This is a genomic window from Flavobacterium sp. (genome assembly GCF_044373165.1).
Taxonomy (GTDB): Bacteria; Bacteroidota; Bacteroidia; order Flavobacteriales; family Flavobacteriaceae; genus Flavobacterium.
In genome coordinates this window covers 1-19600 of record NZ_JBILQL010000037.1, presented here as the reverse complement: position 1 = coordinate 19600, position 19600 = coordinate 1, and the positions used below count along the sequence as shown (strand labels likewise).

The window sequence follows — 19600 nt, the reverse complement described above, 5'->3', positions numbered from 1 at the left end:
GTGGAAGATGACCACGTTGATAGGCTATAGATGTAAAGGCAGTAATGTCATAGTCGAGTAGTACTAATAACCCGTAAGCTTATGTACGCTTTTCTCCCGTCTTCGGACGGGAGAAGAAACTTTCTAAAAATGATTTTTATCTCAGTATGTTAAGATATTAGCGGCGAAGGCCGCAGCTAACAGCTAACAGCTTTTAGCTAAAAGCTTAAGGTGGTTATTGCGTCGGGGCTCACCTCTTCCCATTCCGAACAGAGAAGTTAAGTCCGACTGCGCAGATGGTACTGCAGTAATGTGGGAGAGTATGTCGCCGCCTTTTTTTTGAAAACCCTTCATCTAACGATGAGGGGTTTTTTGTTTTAGCGAACTAAAGTTCGTCTAGCTGAAGCCCACCGGGCTTCCTCCTCTTAATATCAAATAGATGGTACTGTCTCGTCTTTAGGGACGAGATGGGAGAGTATGTGCTTCGCCAGTTCGGATTTCAGCCTCGGGTCGCCGCCTTTTTTTTGAAAACCCTGTTCTAAAGAACGGGTTTTTTTGTTTATGGGAATGGGTGAAGGTAAGAATCATACAAACGTTCAACACAGCTCAAAGGTGAAAGCCTTGATCAAATCGATTTTTGCGTATATTGAAAATCGTTTTGAATGGGTACTCAGGTTTCTCTTTCCAAAAAGGATATCGCCATACCGACTTCCCTCCAAATCTCATTTGGAAATGATTCCATTAATTGTGTTCGACTTATTACCGTCTTAGGATTTTTGAAAGATACCTATGCTGAGAGAATCGGTATTTTCAAATGAACTCATAAATTATATTTTTATAAAATCTTTAATTTGTTTGATAACCAATTCATTCCCTAATATTTTACGATGGCCTAAATGTTCTGTTATCATAAGTTCACTGTTTTCTAAGTGTTTGTTTATGTTATAAGCAGCTTTTATGCCAACGTCATGGTCGTTTTGATCGTGAATTATCAAGACGGGAATTTTAACTTCTTGGGCTGCGATATGGGCAGAATAATTCTCCATAGATTCTCCGAATTTTTTCTCAAAATGTTGTTTCAGCACTCCGGAAATTTTAGGATTGAGCTTTAATTTGGAAACAAAATCGTCTATTATGTCTTGAATGATATCGCCACTGCCAATGATAACGGCTTTTTTGACCTTAAAATTTTGCTTTATTGCATTCAGTATTGACATGCCACCCAGGGAATGACCAATGGCAAATTCAAAAGGACCAAATTCTTTTTCGATTTCGTGAATCGAAGCTATGAATTCGGTCATAATTGTAGTTTTTCCTTCAGATTTACCATGTGCCGGCGCGTCAAAACTAATGGTTTGATACCCTATTTTAACTAATTCATCTGCAATTTTAACTAATTGAGTGCCACGGCCGGACCAACCGTGTACCAAAAGTATCTTCTTGTCACTTTCTCCATAGTGATAAACCTGTATTTTTCTTTTGATTTTCGGAATGTAAAGTCGGGTTTTCTGACTTTGTTGTTCCATATGCCATTCTCGCTTAGGAATTTTATATTTAATAGGTGTGGTGAAAAGACGGGCGGCAAAAAGGGTTACTAATTTTGATGAAATTCTCTCTAATATTTTAGCTGTAAACAAAATTGACTTCGGAATTTGCAATGATTGAGTCGATTTATGGGCGTTTTTTGTCATTTCAATAATTTTTATGGGGGTTAAAAACTTAACCTAAATTTTGTTAAATTTCAACATCATAAATATAAGTCAAAATGCAAAATCAAACCCGAATAATCATTGAAAATGTCACACCTCAATTGGATGGAGGTGCTTTTTATGTTAAACGTATTGTTGGTCAATCGGTTGTAGTGAAAGCCAACGTATTCGCCGATGGTCATGATGTAGTAGCAGCCAGTGTGAAATTCAAACACGAGTCGACCAAAAAATGGCAAGAAGTGCGAATGATTGAGTTGGGCAATGATGAGTGGCAAGCTGAGTTTATCGTTGACACGCAAGGACATTTTTCTTATTTCGTCGAAGCTTGGGTAGATTATGCACTCAATTGGCAACACGGAACCGAACGAAAAATTCAAGACAATCAATATGTCAAATCGGAATTATTGGAAGGTGCCGAATATTGTGAAGCCATTCTAAAAGAGGTAACCGCTGCTGAAAAGAAATACTTGAACGAAGCTATCAAGGCTTTTCAAGACGAAAAACAATACGATAAAGCCATTCAAATGGCGTTGTCAAAAGACTTGCATCATATTTTCGAAAAATATCCAACCCGAACTTTAGCCAACCAATCACATGAATTACAAGTTTATGTGGATCGCCAAAAAGCCTTGTTCAGTACTTGGTACGAATTCTTTCCGCGTTCCTCTGCTTCCGAAAAAGGAAAACACGGGACTTTTAGTGATTGCGAAAAGTTGTTGCCAAGAGTAGCCGCTATGGGTTTTGATACTTTATACTTTCCACCGATTCATCCCATTGGAGAAGTCAATCGCAAAGGGAAAAATAATGCCACTACTGCCGAACCGGGTGATGTAGGATCTCCATGGGGGATTGGTTCTCAATATGGCGGACACAAATCAACACATCCTGAATTGGGTTCTATAGACGATTTCAAATCATTAGTAAAAGCAGCTAAAAACTTAGGCATTGAAGTCGCTATGGACTATGCTTTACAAGCGGCACCCGATCATCCGTATGTGAAAGATTTTCCGCAATGGTTCAAATGGCGTCCCGACGGTACAGTACAATACGCCGAAAACCCACCCAAGAAATACCAAGATATCATGCCTATTTATTTTGAAACAGGCGATTGGAAAAACCTTTGGAAAGAATTGTTAGACGTAGCCCTGTTTTGGGTGGAAGAATGTGATATTCGCGTATTCCGAGTAGACAACCCACACACCAAACCCTTTTATTTTTGGGGTTGGCTCATAGCTGAAGTCAAAAAGAAATACCCCGACGTCCTTTTCTTAGCCGAAGCTTTTACTCGTCCTAAAATTATGCATGAGTTGGCCAAACAAGGTTTCTCTCAATCTTACACTTATTTTACTTGGCGCAATACCAAAGCAGAATTAATCGAATATGTGGAAGAACTAACCAAAACCGAGCAAGCCGATTTTTACCGTCCTAACTTTTGGCCTAACACGCCCGATATTCTCCCATACGCATTGCAAAGTGGAAATGAAAGCATTTATTTGCACAAATATTTTTTAGCGGCAACCTTAAGTTCCAGTGTCGGGATTTACGGTCCGGTTTATGAATATATGGTATCGGATGCTATGCCGGGCAAAGAAGAATATTTCAATTCAGAGAAATACGAATTTTACCATTGGGATTGGACTATACAAAACAAACTAATCACAGTGATTTCCAAAATCAACAAAATCAGAAAAGAACACTTGTCACTCCAACAAACCAATAATATCCAATTTTGTGCGACAGACAATGACCAAGTGTTGGCTTACTACAAGTTTGACGACGCAAAACAGGACGAAACTATGATGATTTGTAGCCTTGATCCGTATTATGCCAAACAAGCTTGGATACAATTGCCGATAGCTTCATTAGGCTTGCAGCCGGGTCAAACCGTTAAAGTGGTTGATTTAATAACCGGCAACAGCTACTATTGGGACAAAGAATGGAATTTCGTGGAACTGCATCCGGCTTTGCCTTTCCACTTGTTTAAAATTTACAAATAGTCTTATGGAAAACGCTAACCAAGACACGTTTGCCAATCCGTTTAAGTTCAAATCGGAATGGAAAAATGCCTTTACCGACGAGGAGTTTATCAAAGTCTTTGCTTCTGATATCCTGGAAAACTATATCATCAATAAACGTTGGTATGGTGGCAAAGCAAGTACGCTTAAGTACATAGAAGTGGTTGATCATTTTAAAATCACCTCTAAGAAAAATACCTATTACGGTGTTTTACTCGAAGTGAATTTCAAGGAAGCGTTTTACCAGCATTACTTTATGCCGCTGGCGTTTATGACGTCGGACGAATTGGATACAAGCACCATTATTTCTCCGGCTAAATTCGGGCCTATCGAAGGCTATTTGGTCGACGCCTTACACCAAGAAGATTTTCGCAAATTATTGTTTGACAACATAGTACAAGCTGCCGAAAATCCTGAGCTTAAGTTGATTTTCCACAAAGGAACACAGTTCAACGACAAAGAGTATAAGTCATCTAAATTCATGGGCTTGGAACAAAGCAATACGTCTATTATTTTCAACGACGCTTTTGTACTGAAGATTTTCCGCCGCATTTATGTGAGTACCAATCCCGATTACGAAATTAGTCGTTTCCTCACCGAGCGCATGCATTTCAAAAGTTCACCGGCTTATACCGGAAGTATCAATTTGGCGTTGCCGGAAGGCAATATTACTTTGGGTTTGATGCAGGAATTGGTACCAAACCAAGGCGATGCTTGGCAATTCATGCTCGAAGAAATCGACGGCGTCTTTTCGAACTTAAAAAACAAAAAAATTAAGATTGATAAGTTACCCGATATTCCTATGTTCAAGCGGATGAAAATCAATGAAATTCCGCCCGAAATTATCGATTGGGTTGGGTTGAGTTTGTTTTTGCGTTTGCAAACCTTGGCCAAAAGAACTGCCGAAATGCACATAGCCTTAGGCGGCGACATACACGATACTGCGTTTACGCCTACAACCTATAACGGCGATTATACGGTGTGGCTCAAAAACCGAATGCTTTACCAGTTCCAAAACCGATTGAATATTATTGAGAACAGTTTGCACAAACTCGATGGTTTAGCGCTCGAACTCGCACACCAGTTCATGGAAAACAAAAAAATAGTCCGCAAACACTTTGTCGATTTCGATTGGACCAAAATGAAATCCGAGCGCATTCGCATACACGGCGATTATCACTTGGGTCAAATTTTGGTGAACGGCTACGATTTTTACCTCCTCGATTTTGAGGGCGAACCCGAAAGCACCATCCGCGATCGTAAAGTCAAACAACCTCCGCTCAAAGATGTGGCCGGCTTGTTTCGCTCGTTTCATTATGCCATTTACGCTACGATTTTTAACAACAAAGACAAATATCCATATGAGCAAGAACAGTTGTTTCAGGCCGCCGAAATCTTGTTTCATTATTTTGTGGGTGCGTTTTTGGAAACCTATGTAGAAAAAGCGCAATCGGGCAATTTGAACATCGGATACAGTCACGAAATCGAGTTTTTACTCAAGTACTGCCTGCTCGAAAAAGCGGTGTACGAACTCGGGTACGAACTCAACTCTCGTCCGCGTTGGGCAGTAATTCCGTTACGAGGGATTCAGAGTATTATGAATTATTAAAGGGTAGCGAATCGCTTGGGCGGTTTCAGGAAGGGTCATTCCCGCTTTCCGCTCCAATCTTTTTGTGGTCACAAAAAGGATTTCCGCTCCAATCGGGGCTAAACAGTAAAGACCACTGATACCCAATACAAAAAAACTTTAGCCCCGATTGCAGCGGCACGAAGTAGAGCGTAAAGCGGGAAAATGGATAACAAGGAAGCGCTAACCATTCGCTCCAAAAGAAAATAAAGTCGCGAATTCGCGTTGACAATAAACTATAAAACAATGAACCAAGTACAAGTACACTCGCTTTTTACCGATTTCGACATTGATTTGTTTAAAGCCGGAAAGCATTTTCGATTATATGAAAAACTAGGCGCACACCTCACCGAAGTTAATGGCGTGAAGGGCGTGTATTTTGCCGTTTGGGCACCGGCCGCACGGTCGGTTTCGGTAGTGGGCGATTTCAATTACTGGATTCAAGGCGAACACCAACTCAACGTACGCTGGGACGGCTCGGGCATATGGGAAGGATTTATTCCCGGTATTGATAAAGGCACGCGTTACAAATACAAAATACAATCCAATAATAACGGCATCATAACAGAAAAAGCAGATCCGTTTGCCTTGTTTTGTGAACATCCGCCACAAACGGCTTCGGTCATTTGGGACTTAGATTACAAATGGAAAGACAAAAAATGGATGGACACCCGTAAAGATAAAAACGGCTTAGACAAACCGTTTTCGGTATATGAAGTCCATTTGGGTTCTTGGCGTCGCAATGCCGATGGAGATTTTCTGACATATCTGGAAATGGCCGAGGAATTGGTTAATTATGTTAAAGAAACAGGCTTCACCCATGTCGAGTTCATGCCGGTGATGGAATACCCCTATGATCCGTCTTGGGGTTACCAATTGGTAGGCTATTTTGCACCAACTTCCCGTTTCGGAAAACCACAAGATTTTATGTTGTTGGTCGATAAACTGCACCAGGCCGGCATAGGCGTTATTCTTGATTGGGTACCATCGCACTTTCCGGAAGATGCGCATGGATTAGGTTTCTTTGACGGTTCCAACTTATACGAACATCCCGACCGAAGAAAAGGGTTTCATCCCGATTGGAAGAGTTTGGTGTTCAACTACGGTCGCAATGAAGTGCGTTCGTTCTTAATCAGCAACGCTATTTTTTGGTTGCACCAGTACCACGTAGATGGTTTGCGTGTGGATGCGGTGGCGTCTATGTTGTACTTAGATTATTCTCGCAAAGACGGCGAATGGGAACCGAACATTTACGGTGGCCGCGAAAACTTGGATACCATTAGTTTCTTAAAAGATTTTAATGAAGCCGTATATGAGGCCTTTCCGGATGTACAAACTATTGCTGAAGAAAGTACCAGTTTTCCTATGGTGTCACGACCAACATTCTTGGGCGGATTGGGATTCGGTATGAAATGGATGATGGGTTGGATGCACGATACGTTGCAGTACTTTAAAAAAGAATCGATTTACCGTCGTTTCCATCAAAACGATATTACTTTTTCGATGACCTACGCCTTTACCGAAAACTTTATGTTGCCCTTGTCGCATGACGAAGTGGTATATGGGAAGCATTCTATTTTAGGCCGTATGCCGGGCGATGAATGGCAGCGTTTTGCTAATTTGCGTTTGTTATATGGTTATATGTTTACGCATCCCGGTGCCAAATTGCTATTTATGGGAGCAGAATTCGGGCAAAGCGGCGAATGGAATTTTGAAAGTAGTTTGGATTGGCATTTGTTGCAGTTTGGTTACCATCAAGGAATTAAAAAATGCATAACCGATTTGAATGCTTTGTATAAAAGTCATCCTGCCTTATATGAAAAGCAATTCCATGTAGACGGATTTGAATGGATTAATTACAGTGATAGTGAAAATGCCGTACTGAGTTATATTCGCAAAGGTGTAAGTCCGAAGGACGATTTGATAGTGGTGGCTAATTTTACGCCGGTGGTTAGGGAAAATTACAGAATCGGGTTGCCAACAAAAGGCAAACTAACAGAAGTTTTTAATTCTGATAAAACCGAATACAGCGGAAGTGGTGTCATCACTTCTAAAGCCATAAAAATAGATAAGCAAGCTTGGAATTACCGTGAATATTCTGCTGAGCTGGTTTTGCCACCTTTGGGTATTTCGGTATATAAGATAACTTAATTTTTCCAAACTAAATCTTTTGTGTAGTTAACTTTCTGATACAGAAAGTTAACTTCTTTTTAATTATCGATAACCGCAAACGTTGTAGTTAAAAACTACTTTAACTTGATGTTAATTTTTGAGTGTCATCTTTGTAAATTTGGCACACCACTCTAAAAAATCAATATGATTACCAATACAGAACTGGAATATAAAGGCGATCAATTTCCATCGCAAATCGTTTCCTTCGAACAAGATGTTGACAGTATTTATTTTAATACCGACAATAATGTTATATTAAAAATTACCATACTACGCGATAGTTTAATTCGTTTTAGATATACTACCAAAGGGTATTTCAGTAATGACTTTTCTTATGCCATTGATAAAAACCAATCGCATGGATATAATCAATTAGAAGTAATCGAAGAACAACAGTTTTACTTAATCAAAACCAGTAAAGTTTTCTGCAAGGTCAATAAGAAAGATTTAAAAATTTCGATCCATGATATTGACGGTTTCACGATTTTGGAGGACGAAATTGGTTTTCATTGGGAAGAGTGTTATGAGCATGGCGGAAATATCGTTAAAATGAGTAAAGTGTCTAAAGACGGTGAAAGTTTTTACGGTTTAGGAGATAAACCAACCCACTTAAATTTAAAAGGAAAACGTGTTGAAAATTGGGCAACCGACCAATATGCATTCCACAAAGACCAAGAACCTTTGTATAAAGTAGTGCCTTTTTATATTGGCTTACACCACAATAAGTCCTATGGTGTTTTCTTTGATAATACATTTAGAACATTCTTTGATTTTTGTCACGAACGACGCAATGTAACTAGCTTTTGGGCAGAAGGCGGAGAAATGAATTACTATTTCTTCTATGGCCCGAAAATGAGCGATGTAGTTGTTAATTATACTCACTTAACAGGAAAACCCGAATTACCACCGATGTGGACTTTAGGTTACCACCAATGCAAATGGAGTTATTATCCGGAAAGCAAAGTAAAAGAAGTAACCAGCAAATTCAGAGCACTTAAAATTCCGTGTGATGCTATTTACCTGGACATCGATTATATGGAAGGTTTCCGCTGTTTCACTTGGAGTAAAGAATATTTTCCTGAACCCAAAAGAATGGTAGCCGAATTGGCTAAAGATGGTTTTAAAACCGTTGTGATTATTGATCCCGGAATAAAAATCGATAAAGATTATTGGGTGTATCAGGAAGCTTTGAAGAACGATTATTTTTGTAAAAGAGCCGATGGTCCTTTTATGAAAGGAAAAGTTTGGCCGGGCGAATGCAACTTCCCCGACTATACAAAACCGGAAGTCCGCGAATGGTGGGCAGGTTTGTTCAAAGAACTGATTTCGGAAATTGGTGTGAAAGGGGTTTGGAACGATATGAATGAACCGGCTGTTATGGATGTTCCCGGAAAAACATTCCCGAATGATGTTCGTCACGATTACGACGGCAATCCGTGCAGTCACCGTAAGGCGCATAATATTTACGGAACTCAAATGGCCCGAGCAACTTATGAAGGCGTGAAGCGTTTTGCTTATCCGAAAAGACCTTTTATCATAACGCGTTCGGCTTATTCCGGTGCACAGCGTTACACTTCATCGTGGACGGGTGATAATGTGGCGAGTTGGGAACATTTATGGATAGCCAACATTCAAATGCAACGCATGTCGATGTCGGGTATGGGCTTTACCGGTTCTGATATTGGCGGTTTTGCTGAACAACCTTCGGGCGAATTGTATGCGCGTTGGATACAGTTAGGAGTATTTCATCCGTTCTGCAGAACCCATTCTTCAGGTGATCACGGCGAACAAGAACCATGGTCGTTTGGAGAAGAAGTGATAGATATTACCCGAAAATTTGTGGAGCTTCGATACCAATTATTGCCCTATTTGTATACCATGTTTTGGCAATACGTTAACGAAGGCGTTCCGATGTTGAAGCCACTGGTATATTTTGATCAGGAAGATTTCCATACGCATTATCGAACCGATGAGTTTATTTTTGGAAATCAAATTTTGGTTTGTCCTATTTTAGAGCCTAATGCTCAAGGTCGTCGTATGTATCTACCCAAAGGGAATTGGTACAATTTCTGGACGAATGAAGTTGTTGAAGGGAAAAAAGAGCTTTGGGTGAATACCCGTTTTGATCAGATTCCGATTTTTATCAAAGAAGGTGCTGTTATTCCGAAATATCCGGTACAACAATATGTAGGCGAATTACAGTTTGATGAATTGATTTTGGATGTTTACTACAAATTAGGAAAAGAAAAATCAACCGTTTACGAAGATGCACAAGACGGTTACGATTATAATAAAGGCCGTTTTTCATTGCGTACTTTTAGTTTGAACGGGAAAGAAAAAGAGTTGATTATCCAGCAACATACCGAAGGGACTTTTGAAAACCAATACACTAAATTCAAAATTAATTTAAAAGGACTTCCTTTTAAGGTCAAAAAAGTAGAGGTAGATAACGAAAAGATAAGTTTAGACAAAGTACATCTTAACGGAGATAATTCCTTAATAATTGATAAAGATTTTACTGAGTTACATCTGATTGGTTAATCTGTTTGCTTAAATTTGCATGAACAAATTGTTTAATCATGAAAAAAGGACTCTTTTTTGGCGTTTCGTTGTTGATATTGATAGCAATCGCCTGCGCTACAAACCCGGTTACCGGGAAAAAAACATTAGCCTTAGTTCCAAACTCTGAAATTTTCGCCTCTTCATTCAACCAATATGGAGAATTTTTGAAAACCAACAAAGTTATTACCGGAACGGCTGATGCTAAACGCGTAGAAACAGTTGGTATGAAAATCAGAGCTGCTGCTGAAAAACTCTTAAAATCTAGAGGAACTCAAGGAGAGTTGGAAGGTTATGCTTGGGAATACAAACTAGTAGACAGCAAAGAAGTTAATGCTTGGTGTATGCCGGGCGGAAAAATTGTTTTTTATTCGGGTATTTTGCCAATCTGTAAAGACGACGCCGGAATAGCAACTGTTATGGGGCATGAAGTGGCTCACGCCTTAGCCAACCATGGGCAGCAAAGAATGAGTGCCGGATTAGCGCAACAGTTAGGCGCCGGTGTAGCCCAAGTGGCTGTAGGTGGGAAAAGTGCCGAAACTCAGGCTTTGGTAATGCAGGCTTACGGTATTGGAACTACAGTAGGTGGTATGTTGCCTTTTAGCAGAAGCCATGAGACTGAAGCTGACGAAATTGGATTGACACTGATGGCTATAGCAGGTTACAATCCTGAGGTTTCAATAGCGTTTTGGGAAAGAATGTCTGCTAAGTCAGGAGGTGCTGCACCTGCTGAGTTATTAAGTACTCACCCTTCAGATGCTACCAGAATCGCCAATCTTAAAAAGTTGATTCCTAAAGCCAAAGCCGAAGCTGCAAAATTTGGCGTAACGTTTAAATAATAAAATTAGTTTATATTTGAATCCTGTCTCATAGTTGAGGCAGGATTTTTTATTTAAAACAAGAGTATGGCGACACTACCCAAAGGACATCCAAAATTATTAAATGCTTGGGCATTTTACGATTGGGCCAATTCCGTTTACAGTTTGGTCATCGCTTCGGCTGTATTTCCGATTTTTTATGAAATGATTTTCAAACAAAGCGGTAAAAATTATGTGAACTTTCTGGGATGGCAATGTAAAGACACCGCTATGATTAGTTTTGTTACGGCCTTTGCTTTTTTAATAGTAGCCTTATTTTCCCCTTTTCTTTCTGGAATAGCCGATTATATCGGTAATAAAAAAGCCTTTTTGCGTTTTTTTTGCTATTTGGGAGCACTTTCTTGTATAGGTCTTTATTGGTTTGATTTGGATAGATTGTTCCTGAGTTATGCATTTTATTTTTTCGGTTTGATAGGATTTTGGTCAAGTTTGGTTTTCTACAATTCCTATTTACCCGATATCGCTTATCCTGAACAGCAAGATAAAGTTAGTGCTCGTGGGTTTTCAATGGGATATATCGGAAGTACCTTGTTGCTGATTTTCAATTTAGCGATGGTCATGTTTCCTCACAGCTTCGGAATCACAGGGAACGATGAACAAGCCAGCATGATGGCCATGCGTATTTCGTTTTTAACGGTAGGTGTTTGGTGGATAGGATTCAGTCATATTACATACTACTATCTCCCAAAAGGAACACGAAACAATGTTAAATTGACTAAAGATTTTATTTTCAAAGGCTTCCGCGAATTGAAATTAGTTTGGCAACAATTGCAAGAAAATCTGGCCTTGAAACGCTATTTGTACAGTTATTTTGTTTTCATCATGGCAGTGCAAACGGTCATGTTGGTGGCTACTTATTTTGGCGCTACCGAAATCGCTTGGGAATCACCCGGTCAAAAAACAATGGGTTTAATTATTAGTATTTTAGTTATCCAATTGGTAGCAGTTTTGGGTGCCTTTTTAACTTCGAGAGCGTCTGCCCGATACGGAAATTTAAACACCTTGATTTTTCTGAATGCTTTTTGGGCGGTACTATGTGCTTTTGCTTATTTTGTAGAAACTCCGGTTGAGTTTTATACTACTGCAGGTTTTGTTGGCTTGGTTATGGGTGGTATTCAATCGTTAGCCAGATCAACTTATTCAAAATTATTGCCCGAAACCAAGGACACTACTTCTTTCTTTAGCTTCTACGATGTTACCGAAAAAGTAGGTATTGTAATTGGGATGTCAATTTATGGAATCATTGATCAAATTACCGGAAGTATGCGAAATGCTATAGTGTTTTTAGGAGCTTTTTTTATTATTGGCTTAATTCTCTTGTTCAGAGTTCCTAAAAATGCCTTGAGAAATAAATAAATAAATTATATTTGAAAAAAATTTACCCAATCAAAATGAAAAATATAAAATTTCTAACCGGGATATTCTTTATCCTAGCTGCTTTTACCTTTACTTCCTGTGATAATGAGCCTATTGATCCGGCTATCGATTTAGATGATTTTGGCGGCGGTGGAAACAATGGTGGACCAATCGTTTTTAAAGCAGATTTTAGCGGAAGTACATGGAATGCAACTACTGCTCAAGCTAATATAAGTAATGGGCTAATATCCATCATTGGAGCCAGAGGCGCAAGTGGTGAAGCTTTTGCCTTTCAAATATTGGGCACTGCTACCGGAACTTATCCGGCCAATGAAAATCTTTTGGTATATACTCCTGCCAACTCAGAATACAGTTATTGGAGTTTAGATGTCAACAATGGTCAAACCAATACAGGGTCAATCACAATAACCGAAATTAATACTCAAAATAATACGATTTCCGGGACTTTTAATTTTACCGGTTATTGGTCTGATTCCACAGTTTCAAATATTCTTCCAACGGTATTTACTAATGGCGTATTTGAAAATATTCCTTTCACGACTGATGGTCCGGCTCCAAGTGGCGATACTTTTTTTGCCAAAGTAGATGGCGTGGAGTTTGTGGAAGACCAAATTGATGCGGCTCTGATTACTCAAGTTTCAGGTATGCCGGATCAAATTAGTATAGTAGGCTCTAAAGATAACGGAGACACTGTTAGTTTAAATATTGTACGTAGTTTGCCGGTGGGAACATATCAAATCACCGGACCTTTTGGAGAGGAAGTTAATGGTAAATGCCTTGCAAATGACTTGTTATATACGGCTCAGTCGGGTACAGTTACCATATCTACAAAAACAGCTACAAGGATTTCAGGAACTTTCTCAATGGTTGTACAAAATTTCACAACCTCAGAAACAAAAACAGTGAGTCAAGGTACTTTTGATGTTGAATACAATTAATTTTATTTCTTTCAAGATAGTAAATCCGTCAATTTGGCGGATTTTTTTTGTGGCACAATCATTGACTTGTCACAAAACTGAATGCTTATCGTCACTTTAAAAGTGATGTTAGCCTAAAACAACAGGTATTATATCGGATTTAGTTTTCAGCTATTTAAAGTTGTTTTACCTTTGAATATCATTTTTTTAATATCACTTTGACTAAATTAAACGCCACATGCGAAACCACAATATTTTAACACTTGACAATCTGTCATTACAAGAATTCGATGCTGAAACCGATTTGATTCCGTTATTAACTCCGGAAGATGAAGAGGAAATGAATAAAGAAGAGTTGCCTAACTCTTTGCCAATACTGCCTTTGAGAAATACCGTATTGTTTCCGGGTGTAGTAATTCCAATCACTGCCGGTAGAGATAAATCCATCAAACTGATTAATGATGCCAATGCCGGTAATAAAATCATCGGTGTGGTAGCGCAAAAGAATGAAGAGGTTGAAGACCCGACTAAAAATGACATTCACACAGTTGGGACAGTAGCTCAAATTCTTCGGGTATTAAAAATGCCCGATGGTAACATCACCGTTATTTTACAGGGGAAAAAACGTTTCGAAATTGATGCTGTAACTGCTGAAGTACCATACCTAAGAGCTACCATTAAAGAAGTAGAAGAAAAGCGTCCGGGTAAGAACGACACCGAGTTTCAAGCTATAGTTGATTCTATCAGAGAGTTGGCCATCGAAATTATCAAAGAAAGTCCCAATATTCCAACTGAAGCGACTTTTGCTATTAAAAACATTGAAAGCCAATCGTTCCTCATCAATTTTGTTTCTTCAAACATGAACCTTTCAGTCAAAGAAAAACAAGATTTATTAACGATTAACGTCCTTAAAGAAAGAGCGTTAGAGACTTTGCGTTATATGAACGTAGAGTTGCAAAAGTTGGAGTTGAAAAATGATATTCAATCGAAAGTACGTTTTGATCTCGACCAACAACAACGTGAATACTTCCTCCACCAACAAATGAAAACCATCCAAGAAGAATTGGGTGGCGTTTCGTATGAACAGGAAATAGAAGAAATGCGTCAGAAGGCCAAAACCAAAAAGTGGGAAGAGAAAATCGCCAAGCATTTTGAAAAAGAAGTTTCCAAGTTGCAACGCATGAATCCGCAAGCGCCCGATTTTGGTATCCAAAGAAACTATTTAGAGCTATTTTTAGAATTGCCTTGGAATGAGTATTCTAAGGATAATTTCGATTTGAAACGCGCTCAAAAAATATTAGACCGTGACCATTTCGGTTTAGAAGATGTTAAAAAACGCATCATCGAACATTTGGCCGTACTCAAATTGCGCAACGATATGAAGTCGCCCATCATTTGCTTAACCGGACCTCCGGGCGTGGGTAAAACTTCCATCGGAAAATCGATAGCCGAAGCTTTGGGTAGAGAATACGTGCGCATTTCCTTGGGCGGTTTGCGAGACGAAGCAGAAATTCGCGGTCACCGAAAAACCTATATCGGTGCTATGCCAGGCAGAATAATCCAAAGTTTGAAAAAAGCCGGCACTTCCAATCCGGTATTTGTATTGGATGAGATCGATAAGTTGTCTAACAGTCATCAAGGCGATCCTTCTTCGGCTTTATTAGAGGTTTTAGATCCGGAACAAAATAAGGAGTTCTACGATAACTTTTTGGAAATGGGTTACGACTTGTCTAAAGTTATGTTTATTGCCACGTCAAACAATATGGCAACCATACAACCGGCTTTGAAAGACCGTATGGAAGTGATTAAAATGACCGGATACACCATTGAAGAAAAAATCGAAATTGCCCGCCAACACTTATTACCGAAACAATTAAAAGAACACGGATTAAACACCAAAGATTTGACTATCGGAAAAAAACAATTGGAAAAAATTGTGGAAGGTTATACCCGAGAATCCGGCGTTCGTAGTTTGGAAGCCAAAATTGCGCAAGTCATCAGAAATGCAGCCAAATCGGTTGCCATGGAAGAAGAGTACAACAAGAAAGTAACCGATGAAGATATAGTAGCCATTTTAGGAGCGCCGAAATTAGCCCGCGACAAATCGGAAAGCAATGACGTAGCCGGCGTAGTTACCGGTTTAGCGTGGACATCTGTAGGCGGTGATATTTTATTTATTGAATCACTTATTTCACCCGGAAAAGGGACTTTAACCTTGACCGGAAATTTAGGAACCGTTATGAAAGAATCTGCTACAATTGCCTTGGAATATATCAAGGCTAATGCGGAACTTTTTGGTTTGGATTCAGAATTAATCGGAAAATACAATATTCATTTGCACGTGCCCGAAGGCGCCACGCCAAAAGACGGACCAAGTGCCGGAATTGCTATGCTTACCTCTTTGGTTTCTTTGTACACGCAACGAAAAGTAAAAAAAGATTTGGCCATGACAGGAGAAATTACTTTGCGCGGGAAAGTCTTGCCTGTTGGCGGTATCAAAGAAAAAATCCTGGCGGCAAAGAGAGCCAATATCAAAGAGATTATCCTTTGTCAGGAAAACAAAAGCGATATTGAAGAAATCAAACCCGAATATTTAGAAGGATTGACTTTTCATTATGTTAAAGAAATGAAGGATGTGATAGCAGTGGCATTGACCCAACAAAAAGTTAAAAACGCCAAGAAGCTTTAAGCTGTTTTACTTACAATCAAAAGGCATGAGAAGTACCGTCGCTCATGCCTTTTTTATTAACTTTTTTCCTCCGAGATAAAATAATATCTTCGCATTTCCGTTATAGTAATTGCCATAAGCTTATTTTAATGTTTAGAAAAACAATTTGTATTGCCTTTTGCCTCGTCGGTTTGGTCGGTTTCGGACAAGTGGGCGGTCAATCGGTATACCAATTTCTAAACTTAGTCACTTCGCCACGCCAAGCGGCTATTGGTGGTAAGGTTATTACTTTTTACGATCAGGATGTCAACCAGGCGCATTTCAATCCGGCTTGTATTAATGCCGAAATGGATAACAAATTGGCGCTGAATTACGGCAGTTATTTTGGGGAAGTAACTTACGGAACTGCTTCTTATGCTTATACATATGACCGTCATGTGCAAACTTTTTTTGGCGGCGTGAATTATGTGAATTACGGAAAATTTGACGGCTACGATGAGAATGGTCAGCAAACGGCCAGCTTTACCGGTAGCGAAATAGCACTCACTTTCGGTTATGCTTATAATGTGCCGTTTACCGATTTGTATCTTGGTGCCAATGCCAAGCTGATTTCTTCGTCTTTAGAAAGTTACAATTCTTTCGGAGCGGCTATTGATATCGGAGCCTTGTTTATCGACACCCGAAACGATGTGAATTGGGCGATAGCCATCCGCAATATCGGAACCCAAATAACACCTTATGCCGAAACCCGAGAAAAATTACCTTTAGAAGTATTAATCGGAGTTTCACAATTGATGGAGAATGTGCCGATTCGTTGGCATTTGACCTTAGAAAACATGCAGCAATGGCAAATCGCTTTTGCCAATCCGAATAGGGCAGAAGGCAATTTGGACGGTGGTTCTACGCCTGAGAAAGTATCGTTTTTTAACAACGCTTTGCGCCACGTGATTGTGGGTGCCGAATTGTTTCCCGACAAAGGATTCAACATCAGATTAGGCTATAATTTCAGAAGAGCCGAAGAATTGCGTATTTTAGAGCAGCGAAATTTCTCCGGTTTGTCGGTGGGATTTGGCTTGAAAGTCAATAATTTGAAATTTAATTATTCGTATTCGAGATATACTTTAGCGGCCAATACCAGTTTGTTTGGATTAACCATCGACTTTTCGAGTAACCGATATTAAATCTATTCCAAGATAAGGCACGAATACAAAATACAATTTTTATCAAAGTGAGTAAAAAAATTACCATAGCCATCGACGGATTTTCGTCTACCGGGAAAAGTACTTTAGCCAAGCAGTTGGCCAAACAATTAGGATATGTTTATGTCGATTCCGGCGCGATGTATCGAGCGGTGACTTATTTTGCCATGCAGAACGGGTGTATTGGTCCTGAATTTTTCGACAAACAAACCTTAATCAACAGTTTGCCGTTTATCAAATTGCATTTCGAGTTTAATCCCGATTTGGGTTTTGCCGAAATGTATTTGAATGGCGTGAATGTGGAAAAGGAAATCCGCACCATAGAAGTTTCCGGTTATGTGAGCAAGATTGCTGAGGTTTCGGAAGTCAGAGCCAAATTGGTCGAGCAACAGCAACAAATGGGGAAAGACAAAGGCATTGTAATGGACGGCCGCGACATAGGAACCGTAGTGTTTCCCGATGCCGAACTTAAGGTGTTCATGACCGCCAGTCCGGAAACCCGTGCCCGCCGTCGGTATGACGAATTGCAAGCCAAAGGGCAAGACGTGTCTTTTGAAGCCGTGTTGAAAAACGTAGAAGAACGGGATTATATAGACACCCACAGAGACGATTCGCCTTTGGTTATGGCCGATGGTGCTATCGAGATTGACAATTCCGCACTCACTCGAGAAGAACAATTTGAGGCTGTCTTAGCCTTGGTAGACCAAGTCTCGAAATCGTTGTAAATATTTTTTTTTCTCAATATAAATAGTAGATTTACGGGTTGTTATTTACTAAAACCAAAAACTATTATTTATGAGTATTAAAAACAGATTGATCGCCATGAACTTCTTTCAGTTCTTTGTTTGGGGTGCTTGGCTTATTACCATTGCCAACTTTTGGTTCGGGACAAAGCAATGGGACGGAACCCAATTCGGATTGGTATTCGGAACTATGGGAATTGCGTCATTATTTATGCCAACTTTAACCGGAATAATAGCGGATCGCTGGGTCAATGCCGAAAGACTTTACGGGATTTTGCACATAGCTTATGCTTTGGTTTTATTTTATCTTCCACAGGTAACTACACCGGATAATTTTATTTATGTGATGTTGGTAGCGATGTGTTGTTATATGCCAACCATTGCGCTTTCCAACTCTATTTCTTATACGGCTTTGAAAAACAATGCCGACAGTGATGTGGTGAAAGATTTTCCGCCAATCCGAGTTTGGGGAACTATTGGTTTTATTGCGGCCATGTGGTTGACCAACTTATCGGGCAATAAAGCTACAGCTTACCAGTTTTACATAGCCGGAATTGCGGCAGTATTTTTAGGACTATATGCTTTTAGTTTGCCGCCATGTAAACCGCAACACACTAAAGGTGAAAAGGGTTCGTTTATAGAATCTTTAGGATTGGAAGCCTTTAAATTGTTCGGAACTTATAAAATGGCATTGTTCTTCATCTTCTCTATGTTTTTGGGCGGTGCTTTACAATTAACCAATGCTTATGGAGACGTTTTTTTAGATGAATTTAAAAATGTACCGGAATATGCTGATTCTTTTGTAGTGAAATATTCTACCATTATCATGTCGATTTCTCAGGTTTCGGAAACCTTGTTCATTTTGGCGATCCCATTTTTCTTGAAGCGTTTCGGCATCAAACAAGTGATGTTGATCTCGATGTTGGCTTGGGTATTGCGATTTGGCTTGTTTGCTTACGGAAATCCAACGGATGGTTTGTGGATGATTATTTTGTCGTGCATCGTTTACGGAATGGCTTTTGATTTTTTCAATATTTCCGGGTCTTTATTTGTAGAAACGTCTACCAATCCTAAGATTCGTTCTTCGGCCCAAGGTTTGTTTATGATGATGACTAACGGCTTTGGTGCGGTTTTAGGAAGTTTTACTTCGGGTTGGGCTATTGATAAATTCTTTACCCACGATGGTGCTCGTGATTGGCACAGCATCTGGTTGGCTTTTGCGGTTTACTCTTTAGTAATTGCCGTCTTGTTTGCCGTGATGTTCAAACACAAACACGACCCGAATGCGGTGGCGAATGTGAGTCATTAATTTCTAATTTGATAATATAAATCAAACCTGATAAGTTGTAAACTTGTCAGGTTTTTTTGTGGACAAGAAGGCGATTCGAATCCCTTTCTAGCCCTGGCAGGAGCAAGCTACCGTGTAGCGCGGATGACAGGAAAACGGAAACCAAGAAAGCCCAAGCCTTTCGCTCTTTAAAGAAAACCTCTTTTCTCTTGTTTCTTTCCTCTATTTTCTTGTGTTAATTGTTTTGTAATTAAGAATTTATACTTACTTTTGCACACCTTTTGGCGGAGTAGAGTTTCCATTAGGGATTACCAATTTAAAACTAACACTGCTGTGTTTGTGTTCGCATCAAGAAACTCTGGCAACATAGCATACAAATTTTTTATCAGCATGGCTGTATTAAACAAAGAACAAGAAGCGTTTTTAAATGAATTTAACTGGCACAACTATGCCGAAGGTATTGACGCGG

Annotated in this window: 12 protein-coding genes and 2 rRNA genes; 13 read left to right on the top strand and 1 reads right to left on the bottom strand. The window is 39.6% G+C overall.

Annotated features, from left to right (window positions below):
* Window positions 1–87 (top strand): 23S ribosomal RNA (locus ACIQ32_RS06740); the annotation flags it as partial.
* Window positions 88–206: 119 nt separating this feature from the next.
* A 5S ribosomal RNA gene (gene rrf, locus ACIQ32_RS06735) occupies window positions 207–316 on the top strand.
* 490 nt (window positions 317–806) lie between these two features.
* Here the strand turns inward: rrf and ACIQ32_RS06730 are convergent.
* A complete protein-coding gene (locus tag ACIQ32_RS06730) occupies window positions 807–1670 on the bottom strand; it encodes an alpha/beta fold hydrolase (protein WP_396194924.1) in 864 nt (287 codons plus the stop codon).
* Between the two features lie 74 nt (window positions 1671–1744).
* On the opposite strand from ACIQ32_RS06730, the gene ACIQ32_RS06725 reads away from it, so the two are divergent.
* The 11 genes from ACIQ32_RS06725 (at window position 1745) to ACIQ32_RS06675 (ending at window position 19152) form a co-directional block, all read left to right on the top strand.
* Window positions 1745–3685, top strand: a complete 1941-nt coding sequence (locus ACIQ32_RS06725; protein ID WP_396194923.1) for an alpha-1,4-glucan--maltose-1-phosphate maltosyltransferase — start codon at window positions 1745–1747, stop codon at window positions 3683–3685.
* A gap of 4 nt (window positions 3686–3689) precedes the next feature.
* On the top strand, window positions 3690–5312 hold the full coding sequence (locus ACIQ32_RS06720) for a trehalose synthase (protein ID WP_396194922.1): 1623 nt from the start codon (window positions 3690–3692) through the stop codon (window positions 5310–5312).
* A gap of 264 nt (window positions 5313–5576) precedes the next feature.
* Window positions 5577–7481 (top strand): 1,4-alpha-glucan branching protein GlgB, encoded by a 1905-nt coding sequence (glgB, locus tag ACIQ32_RS06715; RefSeq protein ID WP_396194921.1) that lies wholly within the window; start codon window positions 5577–5579, stop codon window positions 7479–7481.
* Window positions 7482–7646: 165 nt separating this feature from the next.
* Complete coding sequence (locus ACIQ32_RS06710; protein WP_396194920.1) at window positions 7647–10043, top strand: glycoside hydrolase family 31 protein; 2397 nt, start codon at window positions 7647–7649, stop codon at window positions 10041–10043.
* Between the two features lie 38 nt (window positions 10044–10081).
* Entirely contained in the window at window positions 10082–10900 is an 819-nt protein-coding gene (locus tag ACIQ32_RS06705) for a M48 family metallopeptidase (RefSeq protein ID WP_396194919.1), read from the top strand.
* A 66-nt stretch (window positions 10901–10966) separates the two neighbouring features.
* A complete protein-coding gene (locus tag ACIQ32_RS06700) occupies window positions 10967–12295 on the top strand; it encodes an MFS transporter (RefSeq protein ID WP_396194918.1) in 1329 nt (442 codons plus the stop codon).
* A 35-nt stretch (window positions 12296–12330) separates the two neighbouring features.
* Window positions 12331–13254: a DUF6252 family protein gene (locus ACIQ32_RS06695; protein ID WP_396194917.1), complete on the top strand. Its 924-nt coding sequence runs from the start codon at window positions 12331–12333 to the stop codon at window positions 13252–13254.
* A gap of 217 nt (window positions 13255–13471) precedes the next feature.
* Window positions 13472–15922 (top strand): endopeptidase La, encoded by a 2451-nt coding sequence (gene lon, locus ACIQ32_RS06690; RefSeq protein ID WP_396194916.1) that lies wholly within the window; start codon window positions 13472–13474, stop codon window positions 15920–15922.
* 128 nt (window positions 15923–16050) lie between these two features.
* On the top strand, window positions 16051–17082 hold the full coding sequence (gene porQ / locus ACIQ32_RS06685) for a type IX secretion system protein PorQ (RefSeq protein ID WP_396194915.1): 1032 nt from the start codon (window positions 16051–16053) through the stop codon (window positions 17080–17082).
* A 47-nt stretch (window positions 17083–17129) separates the two neighbouring features.
* Complete coding sequence (gene cmk, locus ACIQ32_RS06680; protein WP_396194914.1) at window positions 17130–17825, top strand: (d)CMP kinase; 696 nt, start codon at window positions 17130–17132, stop codon at window positions 17823–17825.
* A 70-nt stretch (window positions 17826–17895) separates the two neighbouring features.
* Complete coding sequence (locus ACIQ32_RS06675) at window positions 17896–19152, top strand: nucleoside permease (protein WP_396194913.1); 1257 nt, start codon at window positions 17896–17898, stop codon at window positions 19150–19152.
* The last annotated feature ends 448 nt before the right edge of the window (window positions 19153–19600 follow it).